Annotated in this window: 15 protein-coding genes; all 15 read right to left on the bottom strand. The window is 51.9% G+C overall.

What is annotated here, in order from left to right; all coding sequences use genetic code 11:
• Positions 1 to 17: 17 nt before the first annotated feature.
• The 15 genes from ACYUJT_RS23605 to ispG all read right to left on the bottom strand — a co-directional run bounded on the left by ACYUJT_RS23605 (position 18) and on the right by ispG (position 21940).
• Complete coding sequence (locus tag ACYUJT_RS23605; RefSeq protein WP_460327029.1) at positions 18 to 2201, bottom strand: glycoside hydrolase family 6 protein; 2184 nt, start codon at positions 2199 to 2201, stop codon at positions 18 to 20.
• 480 nt (positions 2202 to 2681) lie between these two features.
• Positions 2682 to 4031, bottom strand: coding sequence for a LysM peptidoglycan-binding domain-containing protein (locus tag ACYUJT_RS23600; protein WP_460327027.1), 1350 nt, complete (start codon positions 4029 to 4031; stop codon positions 2682 to 2684).
• 171 nt (positions 4032 to 4202) lie between these two features.
• Positions 4203 to 5111 (bottom strand): RluA family pseudouridine synthase, encoded by a 909-nt coding sequence (locus ACYUJT_RS23595; RefSeq protein ID WP_460327024.1) that lies wholly within the window; start codon positions 5109 to 5111, stop codon positions 4203 to 4205.
• Positions 5108 to 6409, bottom strand: coding sequence for a glutamate-1-semialdehyde 2,1-aminomutase (gene hemL / locus ACYUJT_RS23590; protein WP_460327021.1), 1302 nt, complete (start codon positions 6407 to 6409; stop codon positions 5108 to 5110). Before hemL ends, ACYUJT_RS23595 begins: the two co-directional genes overlap by 4 nt.
• Positions 6410 to 6452: 43 nt before the next feature.
• On the bottom strand, positions 6453 to 7457 hold the full coding sequence (gene hemB, locus ACYUJT_RS23585; RefSeq protein ID WP_460327019.1) for a porphobilinogen synthase: 1005 nt from the start codon (positions 7455 to 7457) through the stop codon (positions 6453 to 6455).
• 539 nt (positions 7458 to 7996) lie between these two features.
• On the bottom strand, positions 7997 to 9541 hold the full coding sequence (gene cobA / locus ACYUJT_RS23580; protein WP_460327017.1) for a uroporphyrinogen-III C-methyltransferase: 1545 nt from the start codon (positions 9539 to 9541) through the stop codon (positions 7997 to 7999).
• A gap of 9 nt (positions 9542 to 9550) precedes the next feature.
• Positions 9551 to 10504 (bottom strand): hydroxymethylbilane synthase, encoded by a 954-nt coding sequence (hemC, locus tag ACYUJT_RS23575; RefSeq protein WP_460327015.1) that lies wholly within the window; start codon positions 10502 to 10504, stop codon positions 9551 to 9553.
• Positions 10505 to 10506: 2 nt separating this feature from the next.
• The gene (locus ACYUJT_RS23570; RefSeq protein ID WP_460327013.1) at positions 10507 to 11160 is read right to left on the bottom strand and encodes a precorrin-2 dehydrogenase/sirohydrochlorin ferrochelatase family protein; all 654 of its coding nucleotides are present in this window, start codon (positions 11158 to 11160) and stop codon (positions 10507 to 10509) included.
• A 301-nt stretch (positions 11161 to 11461) separates the two neighbouring features.
• Entirely contained in the window at positions 11462 to 12874 is a 1413-nt protein-coding gene (gene hemA / locus ACYUJT_RS23565; RefSeq protein ID WP_460327011.1) for a glutamyl-tRNA reductase, read from the bottom strand.
• A 242-nt stretch (positions 12875 to 13116) separates the two neighbouring features.
• Positions 13117 to 13515: an adenosylmethionine decarboxylase gene (gene speD / locus ACYUJT_RS23560; protein WP_055105570.1), complete on the bottom strand. Its 399-nt coding sequence runs from the start codon at positions 13513 to 13515 to the stop codon at positions 13117 to 13119.
• 309 nt (positions 13516 to 13824) lie between these two features.
• Entirely contained in the window at positions 13825 to 14412 is a 588-nt protein-coding gene (locus ACYUJT_RS23555) for a non-ribosomal peptide synthetase module (RefSeq protein WP_460327008.1), read from the bottom strand.
• Between the two features lie 209 nt (positions 14413 to 14621).
• Entirely contained in the window at positions 14622 to 15239 is a 618-nt protein-coding gene (gene yihA, locus ACYUJT_RS23550) for a ribosome biogenesis GTP-binding protein YihA/YsxC (protein ID WP_460327006.1), read from the bottom strand.
• 14 nt (positions 15240 to 15253) lie between these two features.
• Positions 15254 to 17590 (bottom strand): endopeptidase La, encoded by a 2337-nt coding sequence (lon, locus tag ACYUJT_RS23545; protein ID WP_460327004.1) that lies wholly within the window; start codon positions 17588 to 17590, stop codon positions 15254 to 15256.
• Positions 17591 to 17742: 152 nt separating this feature from the next.
• Positions 17743 to 19452 (bottom strand): ATP-dependent protease LonB, encoded by a 1710-nt coding sequence (gene lonB / locus ACYUJT_RS23540; protein WP_460327002.1) that lies wholly within the window; start codon positions 19450 to 19452, stop codon positions 17743 to 17745.
• 1363 nt (positions 19453 to 20815) lie between these two features.
• Positions 20816 to 21940, bottom strand: coding sequence for a flavodoxin-dependent (E)-4-hydroxy-3-methylbut-2-enyl-diphosphate synthase (ispG, locus tag ACYUJT_RS23535; RefSeq protein ID WP_460327001.1), 1125 nt, complete (start codon positions 21938 to 21940; stop codon positions 20816 to 20818).
• Positions 21941 to 21999 lie beyond the last annotated feature (59 nt).

The following is a 21999-nucleotide window of genomic DNA, read 5'->3' as shown; positions in this document are numbered from 1 at the left end:
CGTTCCTGGTTAGTTTTTTAAGGTTCAATCCCCCACACCAAAGTTCCGTTCTGGTACAGAGTCACTTTGTCCCAATTGGCATAAGAAGTTTTCGTAGCATCAAAGGAGTAGTCGTTGCTCTCATCCAAATTAGTCCAATCGCTGCTATTGTTGCGTGTTTGGATGTCACCTGTGCTTTCTCCAGGAGCAAGCGTTCCAACTGACGCATTGAACTTAATTTCCAAGTAGGTATCGGCTCCCGTCTTGCCTTGGCTCATTTTGACAAACGTGCCTGTCAGGTTCGAGCAGCCAACCATCGCCCAATCGCAGTTGAATTGCATCGGCTGAGAGCCATCCGCCGTAAAGTAATAGCGGAGTGACAATTGGCTAAGGTCAACAGGCGTTGAGCCGTTATTCACGATGTTAAAATGCGGTTTGAATTGATTATCGGTTGCATTTGTGTCCCCAGCCTTGTACTGAACCACCAAATCACCGGTCGGCTCAGGATTCGGAGTCGTGCCTCCCCCTTGAGGAAGCGCAGATGCTTGGGAGGAATTCACGCTTGTGCCCACGCTATTGGCTGCACTGACCACATAGTAATAAGTCGTGTCGTTAGTGACCGCGGTATCCGTATAGCTAGTGCCGCTAATAGTTGCTAGCGTAGCATACGGCCCGCCGCTCGTCGTGGAGCGTTTGACTGTATAGCTGGTCGCACCTTGTGAAGCGTTCCAGCTTAAGGAGACTTGTCCGTTGCCACCCGTTGCGCTGAGGCCAGTCGGTGCGGCCGGAGCCGTCGGAGGCGGGTCTACCGGTCCTCCCCCGCCATTCGCCGGGATAGCCGGATACGCGTTTTGGACGAGCATGACAAATTGATCATGGAACCAATGGCCGGATACAGGAGCGTTTGGTAGCGCACCCGTCAAAATACCGTATTGGGTTTGAAAAGTCGGATCACACATGCGGTCGAAGCCTTTGCCTTCGTTATTCGGAATTGCAGAGCTGGATCCGTCGGATTCCCCCGGAGGCTTAACCCAGACAAAAGCGTCGATATGCGAAGCAGGGAATCCTGACGGAGCAGCCTCTGGCGCTCTCCCCATGCCAGCGCCGCTGTTGTTGCACCACAAGCCCCGATGCTGGCGGCGATCCACGCGGCCCGAATTTACGATTTGGTCAATCGTGGAGCCAATCGCACTGGTCGGCCGGTCTGGTCCGCCCCAGCCGTTACGGGATGTGTCGATAATGAAGCCGAGGCTGCTTGGCCAGCCGGCAGACACAAAGCCCGAATACAGACCCGCGGCAAAATCAGCTTCGCTGAAGTATGGATTCCACTCATAGAAATTGGCGGATCTGAGCGGCATGCCGTTTACATTTTGGTTCGGATCCGGCAAATTCGGCTCTACCAATGGAGTTGTATTCGCCGTGTTCAAAGCAAAACCATCGATGCTGGCAAAGCCGGCATTCGTAGCTTTAGCCAATTGGGTATATAACTGGATGGTACCTTGACGGTTATCATCCCATCCGAGCCAGCCTGAGTGGCCAATATCTACATAAGTGTATACGTTAGGGATGACAGCCAGCTTATTGAGCGTATATTTGACGGCATCCACATAGATGCCGCTGGAGTTGGCTGCGGCGCATGCCGGAGTGCTCAAGTTGGTAACCAAGTTCGGAAGGCTGTCCGGTTCAACAACCGTAACGATCCGAATGTCCTGGTATTTAGGCTTGGAGAAAATATCAGCAATTACATCGATATAGTCAGTTTTATATGTTTGCAGGCCCGCTTGCGTCAATGGCAGCTCTCCATTGGATGCCAGGGCATGACAATCCCGGCCAGGTAAATCGTAAATGACGATCTCTGCAACAATTGGCGTGTTGCCTTGCTTCTGAGCCAAGGCAGCGTCCAGATGCCCCTCGAGGCTGCGGCGGTTGCCATTATCCTCTCCGCCGTAAATCGCCGCAATGCGGTCAAGCCATACATAGGTATTATATGATTTGACAGTTTCCATTTTGGCTTTCAACGTACTGTCACTGACTCTAGCAATCGAAGTATCGATCAATGTAGCATAGTCGGGGTTGATATATTTTGTCGCGCCAACATAAGGGTTGTCCACATGGGCCTCTGCCGCTTGAGCGTTTTGATTTCCGAAAGGTGTTAACATCGTAACAACCAGTGTCGAAATCAACGCAAGCATAGCAGTGCGTTTGGGCAAATACTTTATCATTTCTTTCAGCTCCTGTTATAAATTTAATAATTAAACCATTCGCTTGGGAAATGTATGCGCTCTCAAAATGTAGCCTTTCGAATATGCAGTTCCTGTTGTTTCCCGTCTGCCCTTGCTCTCCTTTCCTGACTCATCCCGAAATTTTCCGTAGAAATTAACAGATTCTCCTTGTTTCCTCCCCCCTTCTCACAAAATTTTGTCATTAGGCCGAGTTAATATGACGAAATGACATAAAAGATAGAATTGTCGACGACAAACAATGGTTAAAAAAGTGAATGTTCGCCATCTAGACACAAATATACCATAAATAGTAAAAATAATACAAGATTTACGGTGATTTTATTTTAAATAAATTTAAAATTTATACTAACAAAGTTAATTTTGTTAGCATCAGAAAACTTGCCCCATGACCTTATCAAAAAAAAACTGCGCAAAGTATGCGCAGTCTGCTCATATATATATGATTCCGGCAAAATTAATTTACGGAATATATAAAACCTGCCCCTCCGCCAAACTATGCTCAGCCAGCCGATTGTAAAGCTGTAGTTCCCTCGTGCTGAGATTATACCGCTCGGCTATTTCATCCAAGGTCTCTTCGCGCTGAACGATGACGAGCCGGATTTTCCGAAATGGGGTCTGCTCCTCCGTATTGCCAATAAATAAATTTTTCCAGCGGACATCTTCTTCGTCCCCGTGTTCTTCAGCCGCCACCTTTACACTGCCTTCTTCCTGCTCTAAAGAACCTTCCGCTTCTTTGTTCGGCCGATGGGTGGATAACAGCTTGGTGATGCCAACATCATTTCCTTGTATCGTTTCATCCGCCTTCTTACTGTTTAGGGCGATTTTCAGCTCTTTTTTCTCCTCGAGCTGGGGGCGGATCTCCGGCTCCGAGTCTTCATGAGCCAAATCTCCCGCAGACTCCGATTCGATGGATGCCGACAATATCGGTTCAGAATCCGCATCGAGCTCCAAGGAGCCCGAATGATCTGTTTCCTTCGAAACAGCCTGTACGACCTCGACGGCATCGGTCCCGTGGGTCTCGCGCTCGCTTATGAAGGGGTGACCCTTAGGCTCATCGCGTTGTTCTTCTTCCTTGAACGCAGCGAGATTCTCTTCTGCTTGCTGCACAACCTCCCGAATTTCGTCTGCAGGAATCGCCTTGTCCTTCCATAGCGATGGGGATGAGAGCAGCGAATCGTCCGTCCATGAAATCACGTTCTGATGGCCGTTTTCCGGAAATTCCGGCAAATCCGGGACCTCAGCAGCCTCCAAAAAACTTTGCTGGGAAGCATAGTCCTCTCTGCCTCCAGACACCAGCCCCTCGGAGATCTGCTCCTCTAGCCGGTCTTCCTCCCCACTCCATGCCTCAAAGGACGATGGCTCTGCCAGGTCAACTTCGCCCGGCTCATCCTGGTAGGATTCATGCGCCGCTATAAATTCCCTGTCCTTCCATTCTTCGCTTCCCGCCAGCGTATTCGTCTCAATGCCCTTAAGCGACAAAACTCCGGTAATATTCAAGCTGCGGGCACTTAGCAGATCCACATCAAAATTCTCGATTTCGACGGCAATCTCCTCCAGCTTGTTTACCCGGCTCAGCGGAATCGTAATTTCAACCGGAATCCAGTGTTCCAGCTTGCAGCTCTCCCCTTGCCCCCGGTAAAGCCCCGACAGCAGCAAATGGCCGCGAAGCGCGGCATACTCCTCGCCAGGGATCACCTGAATCTGAGGAAAAAGCTCGATTTCCTCCAATTCTTCAACCCCAACCACATCTTCCGGTAAATGAACGCGCTCATAAATATCAAACCTCAGACCGTAGGATTGATCAGCCAAGAATGATACCTCCTTTCAGCATTTCCAAACATGATTTCGCATCCCATGGATGACATGGTTCAAATCATCGCTCGTTTTATTTATATGCTTGAAAAAGGAGTGCATGCCTGGTTTTTGCCGATCGAACGCCGCTCATCATGGACTGTTACATGTATCCCAATCCTGCTTTGGCTAGGCTTGGAGTCGCCTAAGCAGCTCTTTCCAGCCTGTAGGCCAAGGATCCTGCACAGACAAGGCCTCTCCCGTAAGCGGGTGGGCAAAGATCAAACTTTCGCCGTGAAGCGCTTGATGAGACGTCAGCTTGGTGCTGCCCCCGTATAAAGCGTCCCCGATAAGCGGGTGCCCCGCATAGCTCATATGGACCCGTATCTGATGCGTGCGCCCCGTCTCAAGCGTTAGCCGAACGAGGCTTGCAGCCGGATAGGCCTCCAGCAGCTCTACGCGCGTTACCGCATGTTGGCCCGATTGGGATACGCGCCGCCGCGCTTTATGATGCCGATCCTTGCCGATCGGCTGATCGATCACGGTGAGAGCAGGACTTACTGTGCCTTGTACCAGCGCAACGTAAATGCGGCCGATTTCCTTGCGCGCCATCGCTGCGTCCAGCTTAAGCTGGGAATAGGCGTTCTTGGCATATAGCACCGGGCCGGACGTATATTCGTCCAGCCGGTGTATATGCTCGGGCGCAACAGGCTCTCCGCGTTCCGAATAGATCGCTGCGACCATATTGGCTAAAGTCGCCTGGCGGCTATGTCCATCGGGATGCACTTTGACCCCTGCGGGCTTATGTACAACGAGGCAAAAATCGTCCTCGTACAAGATTTGCAGCGGATGATCCGGCTGCATAGGCTCATATTGCGATATCCTTGGCGGAAAAAGCCGCAGGCGCAGCCGATCCCCCGCCAGCTTGATGCCCTGCTCGGCTTCAAGCATGTGCCGAAGCTTGACTGGAAAGCCTAGATTGCCCTCCAGCCATCCCATCGCCGCTTCATAACGGTCACCGCTTGCCGGCATGGGGAGCCTGCCGGGCATCAGCTCTAGCCACTCTCCCCGTCTAGTGCCTGCAATCCGTATGCTCACAGCTTCTGCAGCGCTTTGCGATGCGCCTCGATCGTGGCATCAATGTCCTCGTCAGTATGAACGCCGGATACGAACATGCCTTCGAACTGAGACGGAGCGATGTTGATTCCCTCCTGTACCAGCGCTGCAAAATAGCGGCGGAACAGATCCAAATCACTGGTCTTTGCCGTATCGTAGTTTACGACCGGCTCATTCGTAAAGAACGGGCAGACCATCGAGCCGATGCGATTGATCACGCTAGGGATTCCCGCCTCCTTCGCATTCGCTTCGAGCCCTGCCTGCAGCTTCGCTGACAAGCGCTCGAGACGGTCATAGACCTCTGGCGTAAGCAGCGACAGCGTAGTGAATCCAGCAATCATAGCCAGCGGGTTGCCGCTAAGCGTTCCCGCCTGATAGATTGGACCGGAAGGAGCGATCTGCTCCATAATTTCCCGCTTACCGCCGTAAGCTCCGACCGGCAGTCCCCCGCCGATCACTTTCCCAAGGCAGGTCAAATCCGGAGTAATGCCAAACAGTCCTTGAGCGGAGTGTAAATGAACGCGGAAGCCAGTCATGACCTCATCAAAAATAAGCAGGCCGCCGTATTCCGTCGTAATGCGGCGCAACCCTTCCAAAAATCCGGGCTGTGGTGGAACGACGCCCATATTCCCCGCGATCGGTTCCACGATTATGCCTGCGATTTCTTCGCCGAAACGCTCAAACGCTAATTGAACGGATTCCAAGTCATTATACGGAACGGTAATGGTGTTCGCAGCAATGCTCTCCGGCACGCCTGGGCTATCCGGAAGCCCCAGGGTGGCTACGCCGGAACCCGCTTTAATGAGCAGACTGTCGGCATGACCGTGATAGGAGCCCTCGAATTTCATGATTTTGCTGCGTCCTGTGTAACCACGAGCCAGACGGATCGCGCTCATCGTAGCCTCTGTCCCGGAGTTAACCATCCGCACAACTTCAATGGACGGCACGCGCTCTGCAACGAGCTGGGCCATCTGCGTCTCGAGCAGCGTAGGCGCGCCGAAGCTGGTCCCCTTTGCAGCCGTCTCCTGCAGCGCCTTAACGACCTCTGGATGGGCATGGCCCATAATTAGCGGGCCCCATGATCCCACGTAATCGATATAGCTATTCCCGTCGATATCGTAAATGTGCGAACCGATTCCATGATCCATATAAATTGGAGTTAGCCCAACGGACTTGAACGCGCGCACCGGGCTGTTGACTCCGCCCGGCAGCACTTTTTTCGCTTCTTCAAATGCTTGATAGGACCGTTCTTCCCCTTTGCGTCCGATAATTGTACTCATTGACGTCACGCTCCTTGCTTAATCATTGGTCTATTAAATTGCGTTATTTACCTTCGCGCAGCCAGCGTGCTGCATCTTTAGCAAAATACGTAATGATAATGTCAGCGCCCGCCCGCTTCATCCCAAGCAGCATTTCGCTGACGATCGCCCGCTCGTTTATCCAGCCTTGTTGAGCCGCAGCTTTGACCATGGAATATTCGCCGCTCACATTGTAGGCCACGATCGGCAAATCAAATTGGTCCCGGAGCATGCGAATGACATCCATGTAGGCCAATGCCGGCTTAACCATGAGCATATCCGCACCTTCCAGCACATCCGTCTCCGCTTCGCGCAGAGCCTCGCGGGCATTGGCAGGATCCATCTGATACGTCTTGCGATCGCCGAATTGCGGCGCTGAATCCGCAGCTTCCCGGAACGGGCCGTAAAATGCCGAGGCGTATTTCACGGAATACGACATGATCGGCACATGGGCAAAGCCTGCTTCGTCTAATCCATGACGAATCGCTTGGACGAAGCCGTCCATCATGTTCGATGGAGCGATGATGTCAGCGCCTGCCTGCGCCTGCGACACTGCCGTCTTAACCAGCAGTTCCAAGGATTCGTCGTTCAATACATCCCCGCAGACATGGCCGTCCCGTTCAAAAGTGTGAACCATGCCGCAATGGCCGTGATCCGTAAATTCGCATAAGCAAGTATCCGCAACCACGAGCAGATCGGGATACCAAGATTTAATAAGCCGTGTGGCCTCCTGCACGATTCCGTTCTCGATGAAGGCCGATGTTCCTACGCTGTCCTTCTGCTCAGGTATGCCGAACAGCAGTACCGCGGGAATGCCAAGTTCGACGATGCCCTTCACTTCCTCCTGGAGGCGGTCTAAGGAGAAATGGAATACTCCCGGCATCGAAGAAATTTCATTCTTTACGTCACTGCCATAGGTGACGAATATCGGCTGTACGAAATCATCGACTGTGATCACGGTCTCGCGGACCATGCCGCGAATCGCGGCCGATTGCCGCAAACGGCGGTGTCTTACGATTGGAAATGTCATTTGTTTTGTCCCATCCTTTCGATTGATCCCAACCCACCCAAACCCTCCCTTGTCGTAAGGGAGGGCTCCAAGGGCTGCGCCCTCTGGACTCCCGCAAATCAGGGAACGGGGGAGTTGCAGAGGCGCTCCTGCATCGCTGTCCCCTGACGGGGATGCGCTTAGGTTGGTACGTGGAACGCTTTTCCCCCTTCGGGTACGTCTTACTTGTGGCGCCCCTGGGCGACCTGGGAAACATTCTGTTCAACCCTGCAGTGGATGATGCTCCCGGGCAAGCTCCGTGCAATCAGTCGCTTGCCGCCCTGACGGGCCCGCTCTACGTTAGACGCTCCTGCTGTCTGGGTCGGTGGGTGGAGTTGATTTGCTGTATATGAGTTTAGCTGGCTGTAAGAGGCGCTGTCCCCTGGGGGATTCGCTCACTGCCGTGCAGGGATTAGTTACTTTTGCGGCGTGCCTCTTACTGCTACTGATTACGGTATTGGCGCTCTCCCCTACGGGGATACGCTAACTGCGGCGCAAAAAATATAAATTATGAGGGCTATTTATCCACGAATGCGGGCACGCCAATCGCAAAGCGATTGGACAAGGCTGTTGATCGTCGACTCCTCAGCCATAATATCGACATTGAAGCCATGATCTCTCGCCGTTTGCGCGGTAAGCGGGCCGATGCAGGCGATCACGGCGCCTGACAATGCCTGAACAGGGTCAGCGAGTCCCATGCCTTTCAGGGCTGCAACCAGGTTCTTTACCGTCGACGAGCTGGTGAAGGTCACGACATGGATGCCGTCCTCTTCGATGAGCTTCAGCAGCTCATCGTCTTCTTCGCCAGCAGGCACGGTCTCATACATCACTGCGTCGGTGACGGTCAGACCCTTCTCCCGCAGAACCTCGGGCAGCCAATTGCGCCCAAGGTCTCCCCGCGGCAGCAGCACCTGCTGTCCGGCGAGCATTTCGCCGCCGTAGGCCTCAAACATGCCTTCAGCCTGGAATTGGCCAGGCAGTTCCTCAGCGGCAATTCCGCGGGCGCGCAGCGCTTCTTTCGTCGCCGGGCCAACTGCGGCGATTCTCGCACGGTGAAGCGAGCGGATGTCTTGTTCCAGTTTTTCCAAGTGTTTAAAGAAATACTCCACCCCATTGACACTTGTAAAAAACACCCAATCATACGTTTCCAGCCTGCTCAAAGCTGCATTCGCATGAACAATCTGCTCCTCGTCCTGTGGCTGGCGTATATCGATAACAGGGAATTCATACGGCTCCCCGCCCAAATCCTCGATTTGCGCAGCGAGCTCGCTGGCTTGACTGCGGGCGCGGGTAACAAGGACACGCGTTCCGAACAGCGGCAGAGTCTCCGCCCACTTCAAATGCTCTCGCTGCATCACGACGTCCCCTACAACGATGACGGCAGGGGGCTGAAAGTTCGCCTGCTGCACTTTGCGCTCGATATCCTCAAGCGTACCGGTCAAGGTCTCCTGCTCTGCCCGTGTTCCCCAGCGTACGAGAGCCACTGGCGTATCGGGAGACCTCCCGTACGTAATGAGCTGCCTGCTGATATATCCGATTTTGGCTACGCCCATCATAAAGATCAGCGTTCCCGTCGCATTCGTCACTTTCTCCCAGTTGATGGACTTGTCCAGCTTCTCGGGGCTCTCGTGCCCAGTAATGATGGACAGGGAAGATGCCATATCCCGATGGGTTACCGGAATGCCCGCATAGGCAGGAACCGAGATCGCCGCGGTAATCCCGGGCACGATCTCATATGGGATTCCATGCTTGCGAAGCAATTCGGCCTCCTCACCCACGCGGCCAAAGATCGTCGGATCGCCGCCCTTCAGACGGACAACAGTCTTCCCTGTAAGTGCCAAATCCACGAGCAGCTGATTGATTTCCTCCTGCTTCATCGTGTGGCGGTCTGGCAGCTTGCCTACGTAGACCTTCTCCGCTCCCGGCTTCATTTTCTTCAGCAAGCTGGGATTAGCCAGCCGGTCATATACGACGACATCCCCTTTTTCCAGGCACTGCAATCCCTTTACCGTTATCAATCTCGCATCGCCGGGCCCTGCCCCGACTAAGTATACCTTGCCAGCCATCCCCATCACTCACTCCCTGACTTCCGCCAAAATTTCGTCTGCACCTTTGGAGACCAGCTTTGCTGCGACCTCATCGCCCAGCTTCAACGGATCCTCACCGGTCAGAACATCCTTCAGGACAAGCCGCCCGTCCGGCGTTCCTACCATTCCCGTCAATTCGATGCGCGAGGTTCCCGTCCCTGAATCCTCCTGAACCAGGGTCGCATATGCACCGATCGGAACCTGACAGCCTCCGTTCAATACGCGCAAGAATTGGCGCTCTGCCGCTACCGTCAGCTCGGTGTCCCGGTCATTGTATAACGAGAGAAGATGCCGCACCTCCTCGTCGCTTTCACGGCATTCAATGCCAAGCGCCCCCTGACCTACAGCTGGCAAACATACCTCTACCGGCAAAAATGAAGTGATCCGTTCCTCCCAACCCATCCGGTACAAGCCCGCCGCAGCAAGGATAATGGCATCGAAGCCCTCCGTCTCCATTTTGCGCAGCCGGGAATCGATATTGCCCCGAATCCATTCCAGCTTCAAGTCCGGACGGTATTTCTTCAGCTGACTCGAACGGCGCAGACTGCTTGTGCCGATCTTTGCTCCTTCCGGAAGCTCATCCAAGCTCAGACCGTTCCTTGAAATCAGCGCATCCCTAGGATCGACCCTGCGCGGAACCGCACCGGTTACGAGACCTTCCTGCAGCACAGAAGGCATATCCTTCATGCTATGTACCGCCATATCGATTTCGCCGTTCAACATCGCTTGCTCGATTTCCTTCACGAACAAGCCTTTGCCCCCGACCTTCGATAATGTTACGTCCAGAATACGATCGCCCTTTGTCACGATTTTGCGAATCTCGAAATCATAGGGCAGCGCATGCTCCTTACATATCGCTTTCAGCGCGTCGATGACCTGACCGGTCTGCGTCAGCGCCAATTGGCTTTGTCTAGTTCCAACGACAATCGTACGTTTATTCATCTTCATTCCTCCCGGTATGCATCAATCCATGTAGCAAGCTTCTCTTCGCTCCAAGGACGAAATCGTCCTTCACGAATTTCTGTCAATATATCCATCTCGGCTAACGCTTTAAACAATAACTGGCGTCTGCCGCGGTCAGGCACTTGTTCTTTAATCCCTACCCTGATGTCACTTAAAAAATCAATATAAATCTCGTAATGCTCCCCAATTAGCTCGTCGACTTCCTCACACAGCCTTCGGGAAACTGTTGGACCTGCTCCAGAAGTCGATACGGCCACGATCAAGCCGCCCCTGCGGATTGAGGCCGGCGTTATAAAGTTGCCCCGGGCCCCATCGCCAGCATCGTTCACCGGCATGCCCAGACTCTCCGCCTCCGACACGACGGCTCCGTTCACCTCACTGTCGTCCGTAGCCGCATATGCCAAAAAAGCCCCGCTTAAATCACCCTCCCGATATTCCCGCGTTATCCAGTGCAGCTGCCCTTTCTCGTAACAGGACATCAAGTAAGGGGTAAGCGAAGGGCTGATGACGGTTGCCTCCGCGGAGGATGCCAGCAGCGCGCTAACTTTCCTCTCAGCGATTACCCCGCCGCCAACGACGACGCAGCGCCTACCTGTACAGTTCAGCATCACGGGAATATAATGTGGGACGTTCATGCTCACCACTCCTATATCCAGCCATGGCCGGCGAATCATATATACGTCATTTTACATTGATAATAGCATAACCTACCATCATTTATTTTGCCACGTCCGCCCGCCTGAACATTGCATGTTACACCAAAAGAGGAGCTTGAACTCCGAAGCATACACTTGTATATATCGCCAAAAATGCCCTGCACCCTCCGTTTTACGGATTGCACCCTAATGCAATACGAGAAATAAAACAGAAGGCTCAGGGCATACAATTATGATCCTGACATATATTCAAGGATGAAGATCTGAGCGGATTACCGCTTCATACCGATACCTGCACGAGCGGAAGCTCGGTCTCCGCTTTAAGTGACGGCTCTTTCTTCTTCCCTTTTTGTTCTTGCGCCGAAGTCTCCTGAGTCGCACTATTCTGCTTATCCGCAGTAGTAGAAGATTCGGACAGAGCCTCAAGCTGCTCCTCCAGCGCGAAAATTTGCGAGAACATTTCGAGTGCTTCCACCCCATGCTCCTCTCCGGCCATTTCCTTGATCCGGTTAATCGGATCATGCATCATCTGGTTCACGATGCTCTTGGTCAATCGCCGTATGACCTTCCGCTGCCGTTCATCCAGCTCAGGCAGCTTATTGAACAGACTTTCCATCGTACTCTCGTGAATCGAGGACGACTTCTCCTGCAGCGCGCGAATCACCGGTCTGACCCCAAGCGTTTGCAGCCAGTTGGCGAACACGCGCATTTCCTCTTCAATCATCCAGTCGATTTTAAGAGCTTCGCCGCGGCGCATCTCCATGTTGCTCTCCACGATACCTTCCAGATCGTCAATATCGTACAGGAACACATTATCAAGCTCCCCGATCGCTGGGTCGATATCGCGAGGCACCGCTATATCTATAATGAACAATGGCCGATCCGGCCGCTGCTTCATGCTGCTTTGCACCTGAGACGATGTAATGACGTAGCCATCCGCCCCGGTAGAACTGATCAAAATATCGATATCCTGCATTCGCTGCATCGCTTCTTGCATGGAGCAAGGGATACCATCGAATTTGGCTGCCAACTCCTGCGCACGGCCAAAGGTACGATTAGCCACAAGCACCTCTTCCGCGCCGCCTCCGCTCAAATGCTTCGCCGTCAGTTCGCTCATTTTGCCGGCACCAAGGATAAGCACCTTCTTGCCCTCAAAGCTGCCGAATACCCGCTTGCCCAACTCGACGGCCGCATAGCTCACCGATACGGCACTCTCGCCGATCGCCGTTTCCGAATGGGCTCTTTTGCTTAAAGTTATCGCTTGCTTAAAGAGCATATTAAACCAGGTGCCCGTAGCCTTCTCGCTTTGAGAGAGCAGAAAAGCGCTCCGAACCTGTCCTAGAATTTGCGTCTCGCCAAGCACCATTGAATCCAGGCCGCAAGCGACCCGGAATAGATGACGGATAGCCTGCTCGTCCTCATACATGTATAAATGTTGGGTAAACTCTTGTCTAGGAATACCAAACCACTGCTCCATGAAGCTGCGGATAAAATAACCGCACATATGCAAGCGGTCAACCACGACATATATTTCCGTTCTGTTGCAGGTTGCTATAATGACGCCTTCCAATACACTCTTGGTGCGTTTCAACTCTTGCAACGCTTGCGGCAAATCCCGTTCGGCAAAAGTAAAACGTTCTCTGACTTCCACAGGCGCTGTTCGATAGTTCAACCCGACTACGACGATGTGCATTGCAAGTTCACCTGCCTTGTTAAGATGTCATAGCATCGATCGAAAACAAACTATGTTAATTATATCACAGGAGCAGCAAATTCCTCGGCGGTTTTGATGAGCGTTTTATGAACACTTTATGAAGATAACCAAAATATTCCGCCAAAAAACAAATAACCATGGAAATGCTCCATGGTTATCTTATTTTACCCAATTTTTCGCAAACTATGAGCTACGAAACCACTGAGCCTTCAATTTCTTCTTTATACGAGCTCTACTTGATTAATAACCGGCGTTACAACTTCAAGTTCGCCCAGCCCGCGAATGATCTTCTTCGCGTACATTTTCTCCGGCTTCAATACGGACACCAGGTAATCGATCGCCAATTGCGGATCAACCGTCTCCCCACAAGTATAGCAATCAATAGCAGCAAACCCTCTCTCAGGATACGTATGAATCGAGAGATGGCTCTCCGACAACAACACAAGTACCGTCGCACCTTGCGGTTCGAACTGTTTGGATTGCACGGACAATACCGTTGCTCCACAAGATTCAGCAGCTTCCACCAAATGAGCTTGCAATAGCTCTGCATTGTTCAGTACCTCAAAGTCGACTCCCCAAGTATCAACAGCAACGTGTCTTCCGAAAGTTGAATATTCCATCCTTCGGTTCCCCCTTCCTAGGAATAAAATGTTTGAAAAAATTTCATCCGCTAGGACCTACGTCATTCACTTCTCGAGGGAAAAATCTCTCGCAACATCTCCATGTCCTGAGTGAATCCTGGTTCCTATATTCTTTTCAACGAGATTAAAAATACCATCTATCCGTAACAAATGCAACACTTTTCGCAAAAAAAGTTTGTTTGTTTGCCCGGAAAAAAACTACCCTAGCATTAGGGTAGTTTTCCTTACCACTTTATGTCATTCTCTCGTCAATGGTGACAACCGTCTAGAAAATTATTTATAGCCTCTTCAGGCTTCCAGTACGAACAAACGGCGGGTATGCTTGCGAAGCTCACTATCGATCCGCTGCACAACCTTGGCGTCCTCAGCAACAAAACGCTGGTCCAGAAGAGCGTTCACCTCGCGGTGAATCCGTTCTATTTCCCGCTCCACATCATTATTGCGGTAAATGCGCTGCAGTTCACCAACCGTATCCTTGTGCTCGTAAACCAATTTGTAGGAATCGCGGGAATACTCCACGATTTTGCGTACGCGGCCCTCTTGATAATAATACATCATCATGAATCCGTTATAAATGCGCGTAACCATTCCCGAGCCTTTGAAAGCGGCAAATAACAGTCGCATTACGTTAGTTAAATGGGGTTTTTCCAAGCGGAAAGACAACTCACAGACGTAATATCCGTCCTTACGGTCAAAAGGCAGATGGACTTCTTCTCCGCTATCATCCTCCAGCACCACCTCTTGGCCGCCATTATCCAGCACTTTTACCCGCTGGCGCACATGAGGATCGTATACCTTGTGAATAAACTGAGACATCTGAACTTCCGACAATCGTAAACTGGCATTAACATATTCTGTGGCTAACCGCTGAGCCATAAAAATCTCCTCAATTCTTTTAGCAATCCTTAATTATAATTATACACTACTCAATCAAGGTATTGCTCAGCGTCCAAAACGTGAATTCCTGCCATTTTTCAGAAAAAAACGGATTTAGCCGTTCTCAGCTGCAAAAATCCCCCTGCATGCTCACTTTCCTGCTGCAACTCCTTCAAATCCCTTTGTAAACCATCGATTCTTATAATTTTTCATTCGGAGGCTTCCTGCTCTGCCTGCTGCTCCCCAAGGGTATGGCGGCTAATATGGCTCCACAGCTCGTCCTTACCGATTCCCTCTTCGGAAGAGAACATGACAAACTCATCCATCGCCCGGAGGACGAGTGAATCCTTAATGATTTTAATATGCTTCTGCCAGCGGGACCTCGGAATCTTATCCGCTTTCGTGCCGACCACGCAGACGGGCAGGTCGTAATGCTTGAGCCAATCGTACATCATTTCGTCATCCTTGGTCGGGGGATGCCTTAAATCAATGACGAGAAGAATCAGCTTCAGGCGATCCCTCTCGAGCAAATACTTCTCAATCATCTGTCCCCATACCTGGCGCTGCGTCTTCGATACCTTCGCATAGCCGTATCCTGGCAAATCGACGAAATACAATTGATCATTAATACGGTAATAGTTCAATTGCTGCGTCTTTCCCGGCGTGGAACTGGTACGTGCCAGGTTCTTGCGGTTAATCATCCGGTTAATCAGGGATGACTTGCCAACGTTGGAGCGCCCGGCCAGAGCAATTTCCGGCAGGGCGTCTCCTGGATATTGATCAGGGCGTACGGCACTGATCACAAATTCTGCATTCGTTACTTTCATAGGTGAATTCCTCTCTAATGGATCCCGGATTGGTCTACGAGGGCGTGCTCCAGCACCTGGTCCATATGGGACACAGGAACAAAAACAACTTCTTCCTTCACGCTGTCTGGAATATCCCGCAAATCGCGCTCGTTGTCTTTAGGAAGTAAAATCTTCTTGTAGCCCGCACGATGGGCGGCCAGCGATTTCTCCTTCAAGCCGCCGATTGGCAGCACGCGCCCCCGCAGCGTGATCTCACCGGTCATTGCCACATCTTTGGAGACATAGCGGTTCGTCAGCGCGGAGATTAACGCCGTAGCTATCGTAATGCCTGCGGAAGGCCCGTCTTTCGGTATGGCCCCTTCCGGAATATGAATATGGATATCATTCTTCTCATGGAAATCAAGCGGAATACTCAGCTCGGCTGCTTTGGATCTCGTATAACTGAAAGCGGCCTGAGCGGATTCCTTCATGACGTCGCCAAGCTTCCCAGTCAAGGTCAGCTTGCCGGTTCCCGGAACGACGGTTACCTCGATGACCAGTGTCTCACCGCCGACTTCCGTCCAGGCTAGCCCGGTCACCGTCCCGATCTGATCCTCCAGATCGGCTACGCCGTACCTGTATTTCGGCACGCCTAAATAATCCTTGATATCATCCGGTTCGATCACGATGCGCTGGGCATCCTCGGAAACGATTTTCTTGGCCGCTTTGCGGCATAAGGCCGCAACCTGCTGCTCCAAATTGCGCACGCCCGATTCCCGGGTGTATTCCCGAATCGTCCGCAGCAGGCTCTCTTCGCCGATCTCGAGCTGCTCCGGCTCTAACCCATGGTCGCGTTTCTGCTTCGGAAGCAGGTAACGCGAGGCGATTTGCAGTTTCTCAAGTTCGGTGTAGCCCGGAATATAGAGCATCTCCATCCGGTCCAGAAGCGGACGCGGAATGTTGTGCACCGCATTCGCCGTGGTGACGAACATGACGTTCGACAAATCGAACGAAAGCTCGATGAAATGATCGCTGAACGTGTTGTTCTGCTCGGGATCCAGCACTTCCAGCAGCGCAGCGGATGGATCCCCGCGGAAATCGGAGGCCATCTTGTCGATCTCGTCGAGCAAAAATACGGGATTCAGCGTCCCCGCCGTCTTCATGCCCTGGATAATTCGGCCCGGCATCGCCCCCACATAAGTGCGGCGATGGCCGCGAATCTCGGCCTCGTCCCTGACGCCGCCTAGGGAAATCCGCACGAATTCCCGGCCTAGCGAGCGGGCGATCGAGCGGGCAAGCGAGGTTTTCCCTACCCCTGGGGGTCCTACTAGGCAGAGTATCGGCCCCTTGAGCTTCTTCACAAGCTTCTGCACCGCCAAATATTCCAGCACGCGCTCTTTCGGCTTATCCAAGCTATAATGATCCTCGTCGAGCACTTGCTCCGCTTTCGCCAAGTCAAGGTCATCCTCGGTTCTTTCGTTCCAAGGCAGGCTAAGCAGCCAATCCACATAATTGCGGATGACGCCGCCTTCAGCAGAACTGGCAGGCATCTTCTCGAGGCGGTCGATTTCTTTCTCAACCTTCTCCCGAACGTGCTCAGGCGGGTTCTTCTCCTCCAGTTGCGCGCGTAGCTCCTCCGCTTCTCCAGCCCGGCCTTCCTTCTCACCGAGTTCCTTCTGAATCGCCTTCATCTGCTCACGCAAATAGTATTCCTTCTGTGTCTTCTCCATTTGCTTCTTGACGCGCTGGCTGATTTTGCGCTCCAGCTCCAGAACTTCGCGCTCATTATTCAATATATCGAGCAGCTTCTCCAGCCGCTTCCTTACGTCGATCGTCTCCAGAATCTCCTGTTTGTCCTTGATTTTAAGCGACAAATGGCTTGTAATAACATCCGCCAGTCGGCCAGCCTCCTCAATATCGGACACTGCAGCCAACGTCTCCGGCGTTACCTTTTTGGACAAATTGATATAGTGCTCGAATTGGTTCAGCACGGTACGCATGAGGGCATCTACCTCAGGATCAAGCACTTCCTCTTCAGGACGCTCCTGCGCAAGCACCTCATAATGTTCGTCATTGTCCAAATATTCAATAATTTCGGCGCGCTCTACCCCCTCGACCAATACACGGATTGTTCCGTTAGGGAGCTTCAGCATTTGCCGAACTTTCGCTACTGTACCGATGCGGAAAATATCTTCCTGGGTCGGCTCTTCTATGTTCACTTCGGATTGAGAACAGAGGAGAATTAAATTGTCGTCTACCATCGCTTTTTCCAGCGCCTTTACCGATTTCTCCCGGCCTACGTCCAAATGCAACACCATGCTCGGATAGACGAGAAGGCCGCGCAAGGGCAACAAAGGAAAACGACGGCTCTTGGATTTATGGGATCCCATCGCTTTCGCACCTCCAAACGTTCTCGTAAGATATTAGTCCTATTTTAGCAAATGTTTCTTGAAAACACCAACGAAGAGCGACTGCTCCGCGCAGCCGCCCCATTGAAATGCCCGACGGTTACCCCCTTCATTCCCAAATAAAACCTGCAAAGCTACAGCGTACCGCTCTGCGGGGACTCCGCATGTAGAAACGAAGCCGGAGCCGGGACGAAAGAATCGCTTCCCAAGGACAGGTCAAAGTTCTTCTCTGCTTCAGGGCCGAACACATGGCGGAACACCTCGGATACCGATTCCACTGGAATCACTCTGAGCCCCTGCAGGCCTTCAAACAGAGTCTGCCAATTATCCTTCGGAATGAGAACGGTCGTCGCCCCCGCTTGAAAAGCCGCTTCGACCTTAGCGACGACTCCGCCAACGGGCTTCACCTTGCCGTGGATGCCCAGTTCACCTGTCATCGCAATCCGGTTGTCCACAGGCACCCGCTTGATCGCGGATGCAATTGCCGTAGCGATCGCCATGCCCGCAGAAGGGCCATCAATCGGCGTTCCGCCAGGAAAGTTGATATGAAGGTCATAGTTTGCGGGATGAAGGCCGATGCTCTTCAGCACGGTCAGCACATTTTCCACTGAGCCTTTCGCCATGCTCTTGCGCCGCAGCGTCCGGTTGCCTCCGCCGATTTCTTCTTCATCGACTACGCCGGTGATCGTGTGGACGCCTTTCCCTTTGTGCACGGGCACTGCCGTTGCTTCAATCTCCAGCAAGGTACCCATATTGGGACCGTATACCGCAAGTCCGTTGACAACGCCGATCTCCGACTGCTCATTGATTTTGCGATCCGGACGCGGCGCGAGCTGGCTGCTCGTAGCCACCCATTCCAAATCAGAAGCGAGCAAATGGTCGCGCTGCTCGGTCAGGGCCAGCCCTGCGGCAAGCTGAACCATGTTCACCGCCTCCCGTCCGTTCGTCGCGAATTTCTTGATGACCTCAATCGCCTCCGGGCACGGCTGGAAGCCAATTCTTTTCACGGCATCCTCGGCAATTTGCGCAATCTCGTCCGGCAGCAGCGGGCGGAAATAAATTTCCATGCAGCGCGAACGGAGGGCTGGAGGAATTTCATGCGAAGAACGCGTCGTCGCCCCAACCAAGCGGAAATCGGCTGGCAATCCATTTTGGAAGATGTCATGAATGTAAGCCGGGGTCCCGGAATCCTCGGAATTGTAGTAGGCGCTTTCCAGATAAACCTTCCGGTCCTCTAGCACCTTTAACATTTTATTCATTTGAATGGAATGAAGCTCCCCAATTTCATCGATAAACAGAATGCCGCCGTGCGCCTTCGTCACCGCTCCCGGCTTCGGCTGCGGAATTCCCGCCACCCCCATGGCGCCTGCGCCTTGATAAATCGGATCATGGACCGAACCGATGAGCGGGTCGGCAATGCCCCTCTCGTCGAATCTGGCTATCGTCGCATCCATTTCAATAAACTTGGCGTCTGACTTAAAGGGCGATATCGGATTTTTCTTCGCTTCCTCCATCACCACTCTGGCCGCAGCCGTCTTGCCGACCCCTGGCGGGCCATAAATAATGACATGCTGGGGATTGGCGCTGCATAATGCAGCCTTTAAAGCCCGAAGCCCATCCTTCTGGCCGACGATGTCGTCCATAGTCGCTGGGCGCGTACGCTCAGCAAGCGGCTTCGTCAGTGATACCGCCCGCAATTTACGCAGCTTCTCCATTTCCTTGCGCGACTCCTTGTCCACCGCAGTCCGGTTCCCCCTCTGGCTGCGCAGCTGATTCCAGAAATAAAGGCCGATTACCACGGCGAAAAACATTTGAACGGACATCAATATTACATTCAGTTCCATCATACTGAGCCTCCCACACTTTTACTGATACATGGTAGTATTGCCCTATTCGCCCATCATAAAACGCAAATAAAAGCTAAAATGTCATTAAGAAAAACGTCGATCCGTGTTACATTCTTAAAACCTCAGGCCCAGTTAGGGAGTTTCTTCAGGCTGTTTGCAGATGCGGCTAACTAAGAATGAACATGAATTGGATTAAATTGGCGCAAAGGGGGCGCGCATCGAAGCACAGTGGTGTATATGGAGGAACTGGGTGGATGTAGATGGGTGGATGTAGATGGGGGGTGGATGTAGATGGGGGCTGAAGGTGATCGTGTTGGTGTTGGTGGTGGTGGACGTGGACGTGGTGAGATAAAGATACGAAATTGAACATCCTAATGCACGTGGCAAGACTATTGTAAGCTGAAACAAGTTTATGAAATCCAGGAAATATTCAAGCGATATGATACAAGTTGAGGATAGTTAGTACAGAAACTTACGAGGTGTATAGCAGATTGTATCGGATGGTGAGGGATGTTGGGGATGTTGGGGATGTTGGGGATGTTGGGGATGTTGCGGGATGTTGTGAGTTACGGGATGCTGTGAGTTACGGGATGCTGTGGGGTGTTGCGAGATGTAGCGGGTGCTACAAAAGATGCGAGTTGCGGGATATTAAGGAGATGTTGCGAGACTGCTGTTGATCCGTTATGAGCATACTAATGCGCTAGTTAGGATGGTTAAGGTAACTAAATGTATTTCATACAGTTAGTTCAATCGTTTTAGCCAGGTCGGGGGCGATTAACTGCAGAACCTACATTTATTTTAGGGCTATTTCTACGTTTCAGTCCAATTATGGCAAACTAACTGCATGATTTACATCTAGCACAAGTATTTTTTTAAAAAATAGGGGGACTAACTGTATAAAATGCAATTAGTATTCAAATCAACTATTCACTATTCACTATTCACTATTCACTATTCACTATTAACTATTCACTATTCATTATTCATTATTAACTATTCACTGAAAAGCCAGGTGACTTGGGTGGACTCCAAAAGCAATACAGGGTGCCAACAAAACGATAACGATATAGCCTACCAATAAACGATGTAACGCCATTTCGTCAAGCTTCGTCCCTCATTAAGCAGTCATAGCGCCCCAGTTGTCACCCGCTCATGCATATGTACACTAAGGCCATCCTAATATCACAGCGACACAATGTTAATCCATCCCACATTAAATAACAAAAGAAACCGTAAACTGCACTTACCGTGCAGTTTACGGTTTTTTATTCGACGGTCTATACTCACACACTTTTTACATATGCGTTATTTTAACGCTGCTTACGCAATCCTTATACTTAAGCAACTTAATGCTTATCGTTTATGCTTGGGCGGTGGCAGGCCGGTGCTCCTTGCGTCCGGGAATTTCACCTGTCGCTTCGTAGACCTCGACGATGTGGTCGATTTCCTTCTTGAGCTCCGACACCAGATCGGCCTCTGGTACCTTGCGGATCATTTCCCCGTAACGGAACAATAGACCCTCGCCACGCGCACCGGCGATACCGATATCGGCTTCGCGGGCCTCGCCTGGCCCGTTCACGGCACAGCCGAGTACGGACACTTTGATTGGTACTTTCAAATTGGCGATATATTCTTCCACTTCATTCGCTATTGCAAACAAATCGATATCCAATCGGCCGCAAGTCGGACAAGACACCAATGTAGCTGCGTTCGAAATCAACCCAAAAGTCTTCAGCAGCTCACGAGCGACCTTGACTTCCTCCACAGGGTCGGCGCTCAATGAAATCCGAAGCGTGGAGCCGATGCCCATGGAGAGCAACGCCCCAATGCCTGCCGCGCTCTTGACAGTGCCCGAGAACAACGTGCCAGCCTCGGTAATGCCAAGATGCAGCGGATACGGAATGACCTCCGCGGCTTTAGCGTATGCGGCAATAGCCATCGGAACATCTGATGCTTTGAGCGACACGATAATATCGTGGAAATCCAGTTCCTCCAAAATCCCGATATGGAACAATGCGCTCTCCACCATCGCCTCTGGCGTAGGATAGCCGTATTTTTCGAGTAGATGATTTTCAAGAGAACCCGCATTGACTCCGATACGAATCGGAATTCCTTTCTCCTTGCAGGCTTTAACGACGGCTTCAACTTTTTCCCGGCGGCCAATGTTCCCCGGATTGATGCGCACCTTGTCGATGCCGTTCTCAATCGCAAGCAAGGCCAGTTTGTAATTGAAATGAATATCTGCCACAAGCGGTATATGAATTTGCTTCTTGATTTCCTTGATCGCCGCTGCAGCCTCTTCATTATTCACGGTCACGCGAACCAATTGACAGCCTGCTTCCTCCAGCCGGTGAATTTCTGCCACCGTAGCGGCGACATCTGCCGTCTTGGTCGTACACATGCTCTGAATGATTACTTCGTTACTGCCGCCGATCGTCAGATTGCCGACTTTGACCGGCCGGGTATCTTGTCTCAAGAATGTCATTTCAAGCCTCTCCCATAACGTCAAAGCTCCACCCCTGCAAGCAAGCGCGTAACTTAACA

The sequence above is a fragment of the Paenibacillus sp. YSY-4.3 genome, from assembly GCF_054767475.1.
The sequence above is the reverse complement of the archived record's forward strand: the minus strand, read 5'-3'. Positions and strand labels throughout refer to the sequence as shown.

Bases quoted from the DNA above. Each gene is read 5' to 3' on its own strand.
- ACYUJT_RS23605 (WP_460327029.1), bottom strand. From the start codon at position 2,201: ATGATAAAGTATTTGCCCAAACGCACTGCTATGCTTGCGTTGATTTCG.
- hemL (WP_460327021.1), bottom strand. From the start codon at position 6,409: ATGAGTACAATTATCGGACGCAAAGGGGAAGAACGGTCCTATCAAGCA.
- hemB (WP_460327019.1), bottom strand. From the start codon at position 7,457: ATGACATTTCCAATCGTAAGACACCGCCGTTTGCGGCAATCGGCCGCG.
- cobA (WP_460327017.1), bottom strand. From the start codon at position 9,541: ATGGCTGGCAAGGTATACTTAGTCGGGGCAGGGCCCGGCGATGCGAGA.
- hemC (WP_460327015.1), bottom strand. From the start codon at position 10,504: ATGAATAAACGTACGATTGTCGTTGGAACTAGACAAAGCCAATTGGCG.
- ACYUJT_RS23570 (WP_460327013.1), bottom strand. From the start codon at position 11,160: ATGAACGTCCCACATTATATTCCCGTGATGCTGAACTGTACAGGTAGG.
- hemA (WP_460327011.1), bottom strand. From the start codon at position 12,874: ATGCACATCGTCGTAGTCGGGTTGAACTATCGAACAGCGCCTGTGGAA.
- speD (WP_055105570.1), bottom strand. From the start codon at position 13,515: ATGGAATATTCAACTTTCGGAAGACACGTTGCTGTTGATACTTGGGGA.
- ACYUJT_RS23555 (WP_460327008.1), bottom strand. From the start codon at position 14,412: ATGGCTCAGCGGTTAGCCACAGAATATGTTAATGCCAGTTTACGATTG.
- yihA (WP_460327006.1), bottom strand. From the start codon at position 15,239: ATGAAAGTAACGAATGCAGAATTTGTGATCAGTGCCGTACGCCCTGAT.
- lon (WP_460327004.1), bottom strand. From the start codon at position 17,590: ATGGGATCCCATAAATCCAAGAGCCGTCGTTTTCCTTTGTTGCCCTTG.
- lonB (WP_460327002.1), bottom strand. From the start codon at position 19,452: ATGGAACTGAATGTAATATTGATGTCCGTTCAAATGTTTTTCGCCGTG.
- ispG (WP_460327001.1), bottom strand. From the start codon at position 21,940: ATGACATTCTTGAGACAAGATACCCGGCCGGTCAAAGTCGGCAATCTG.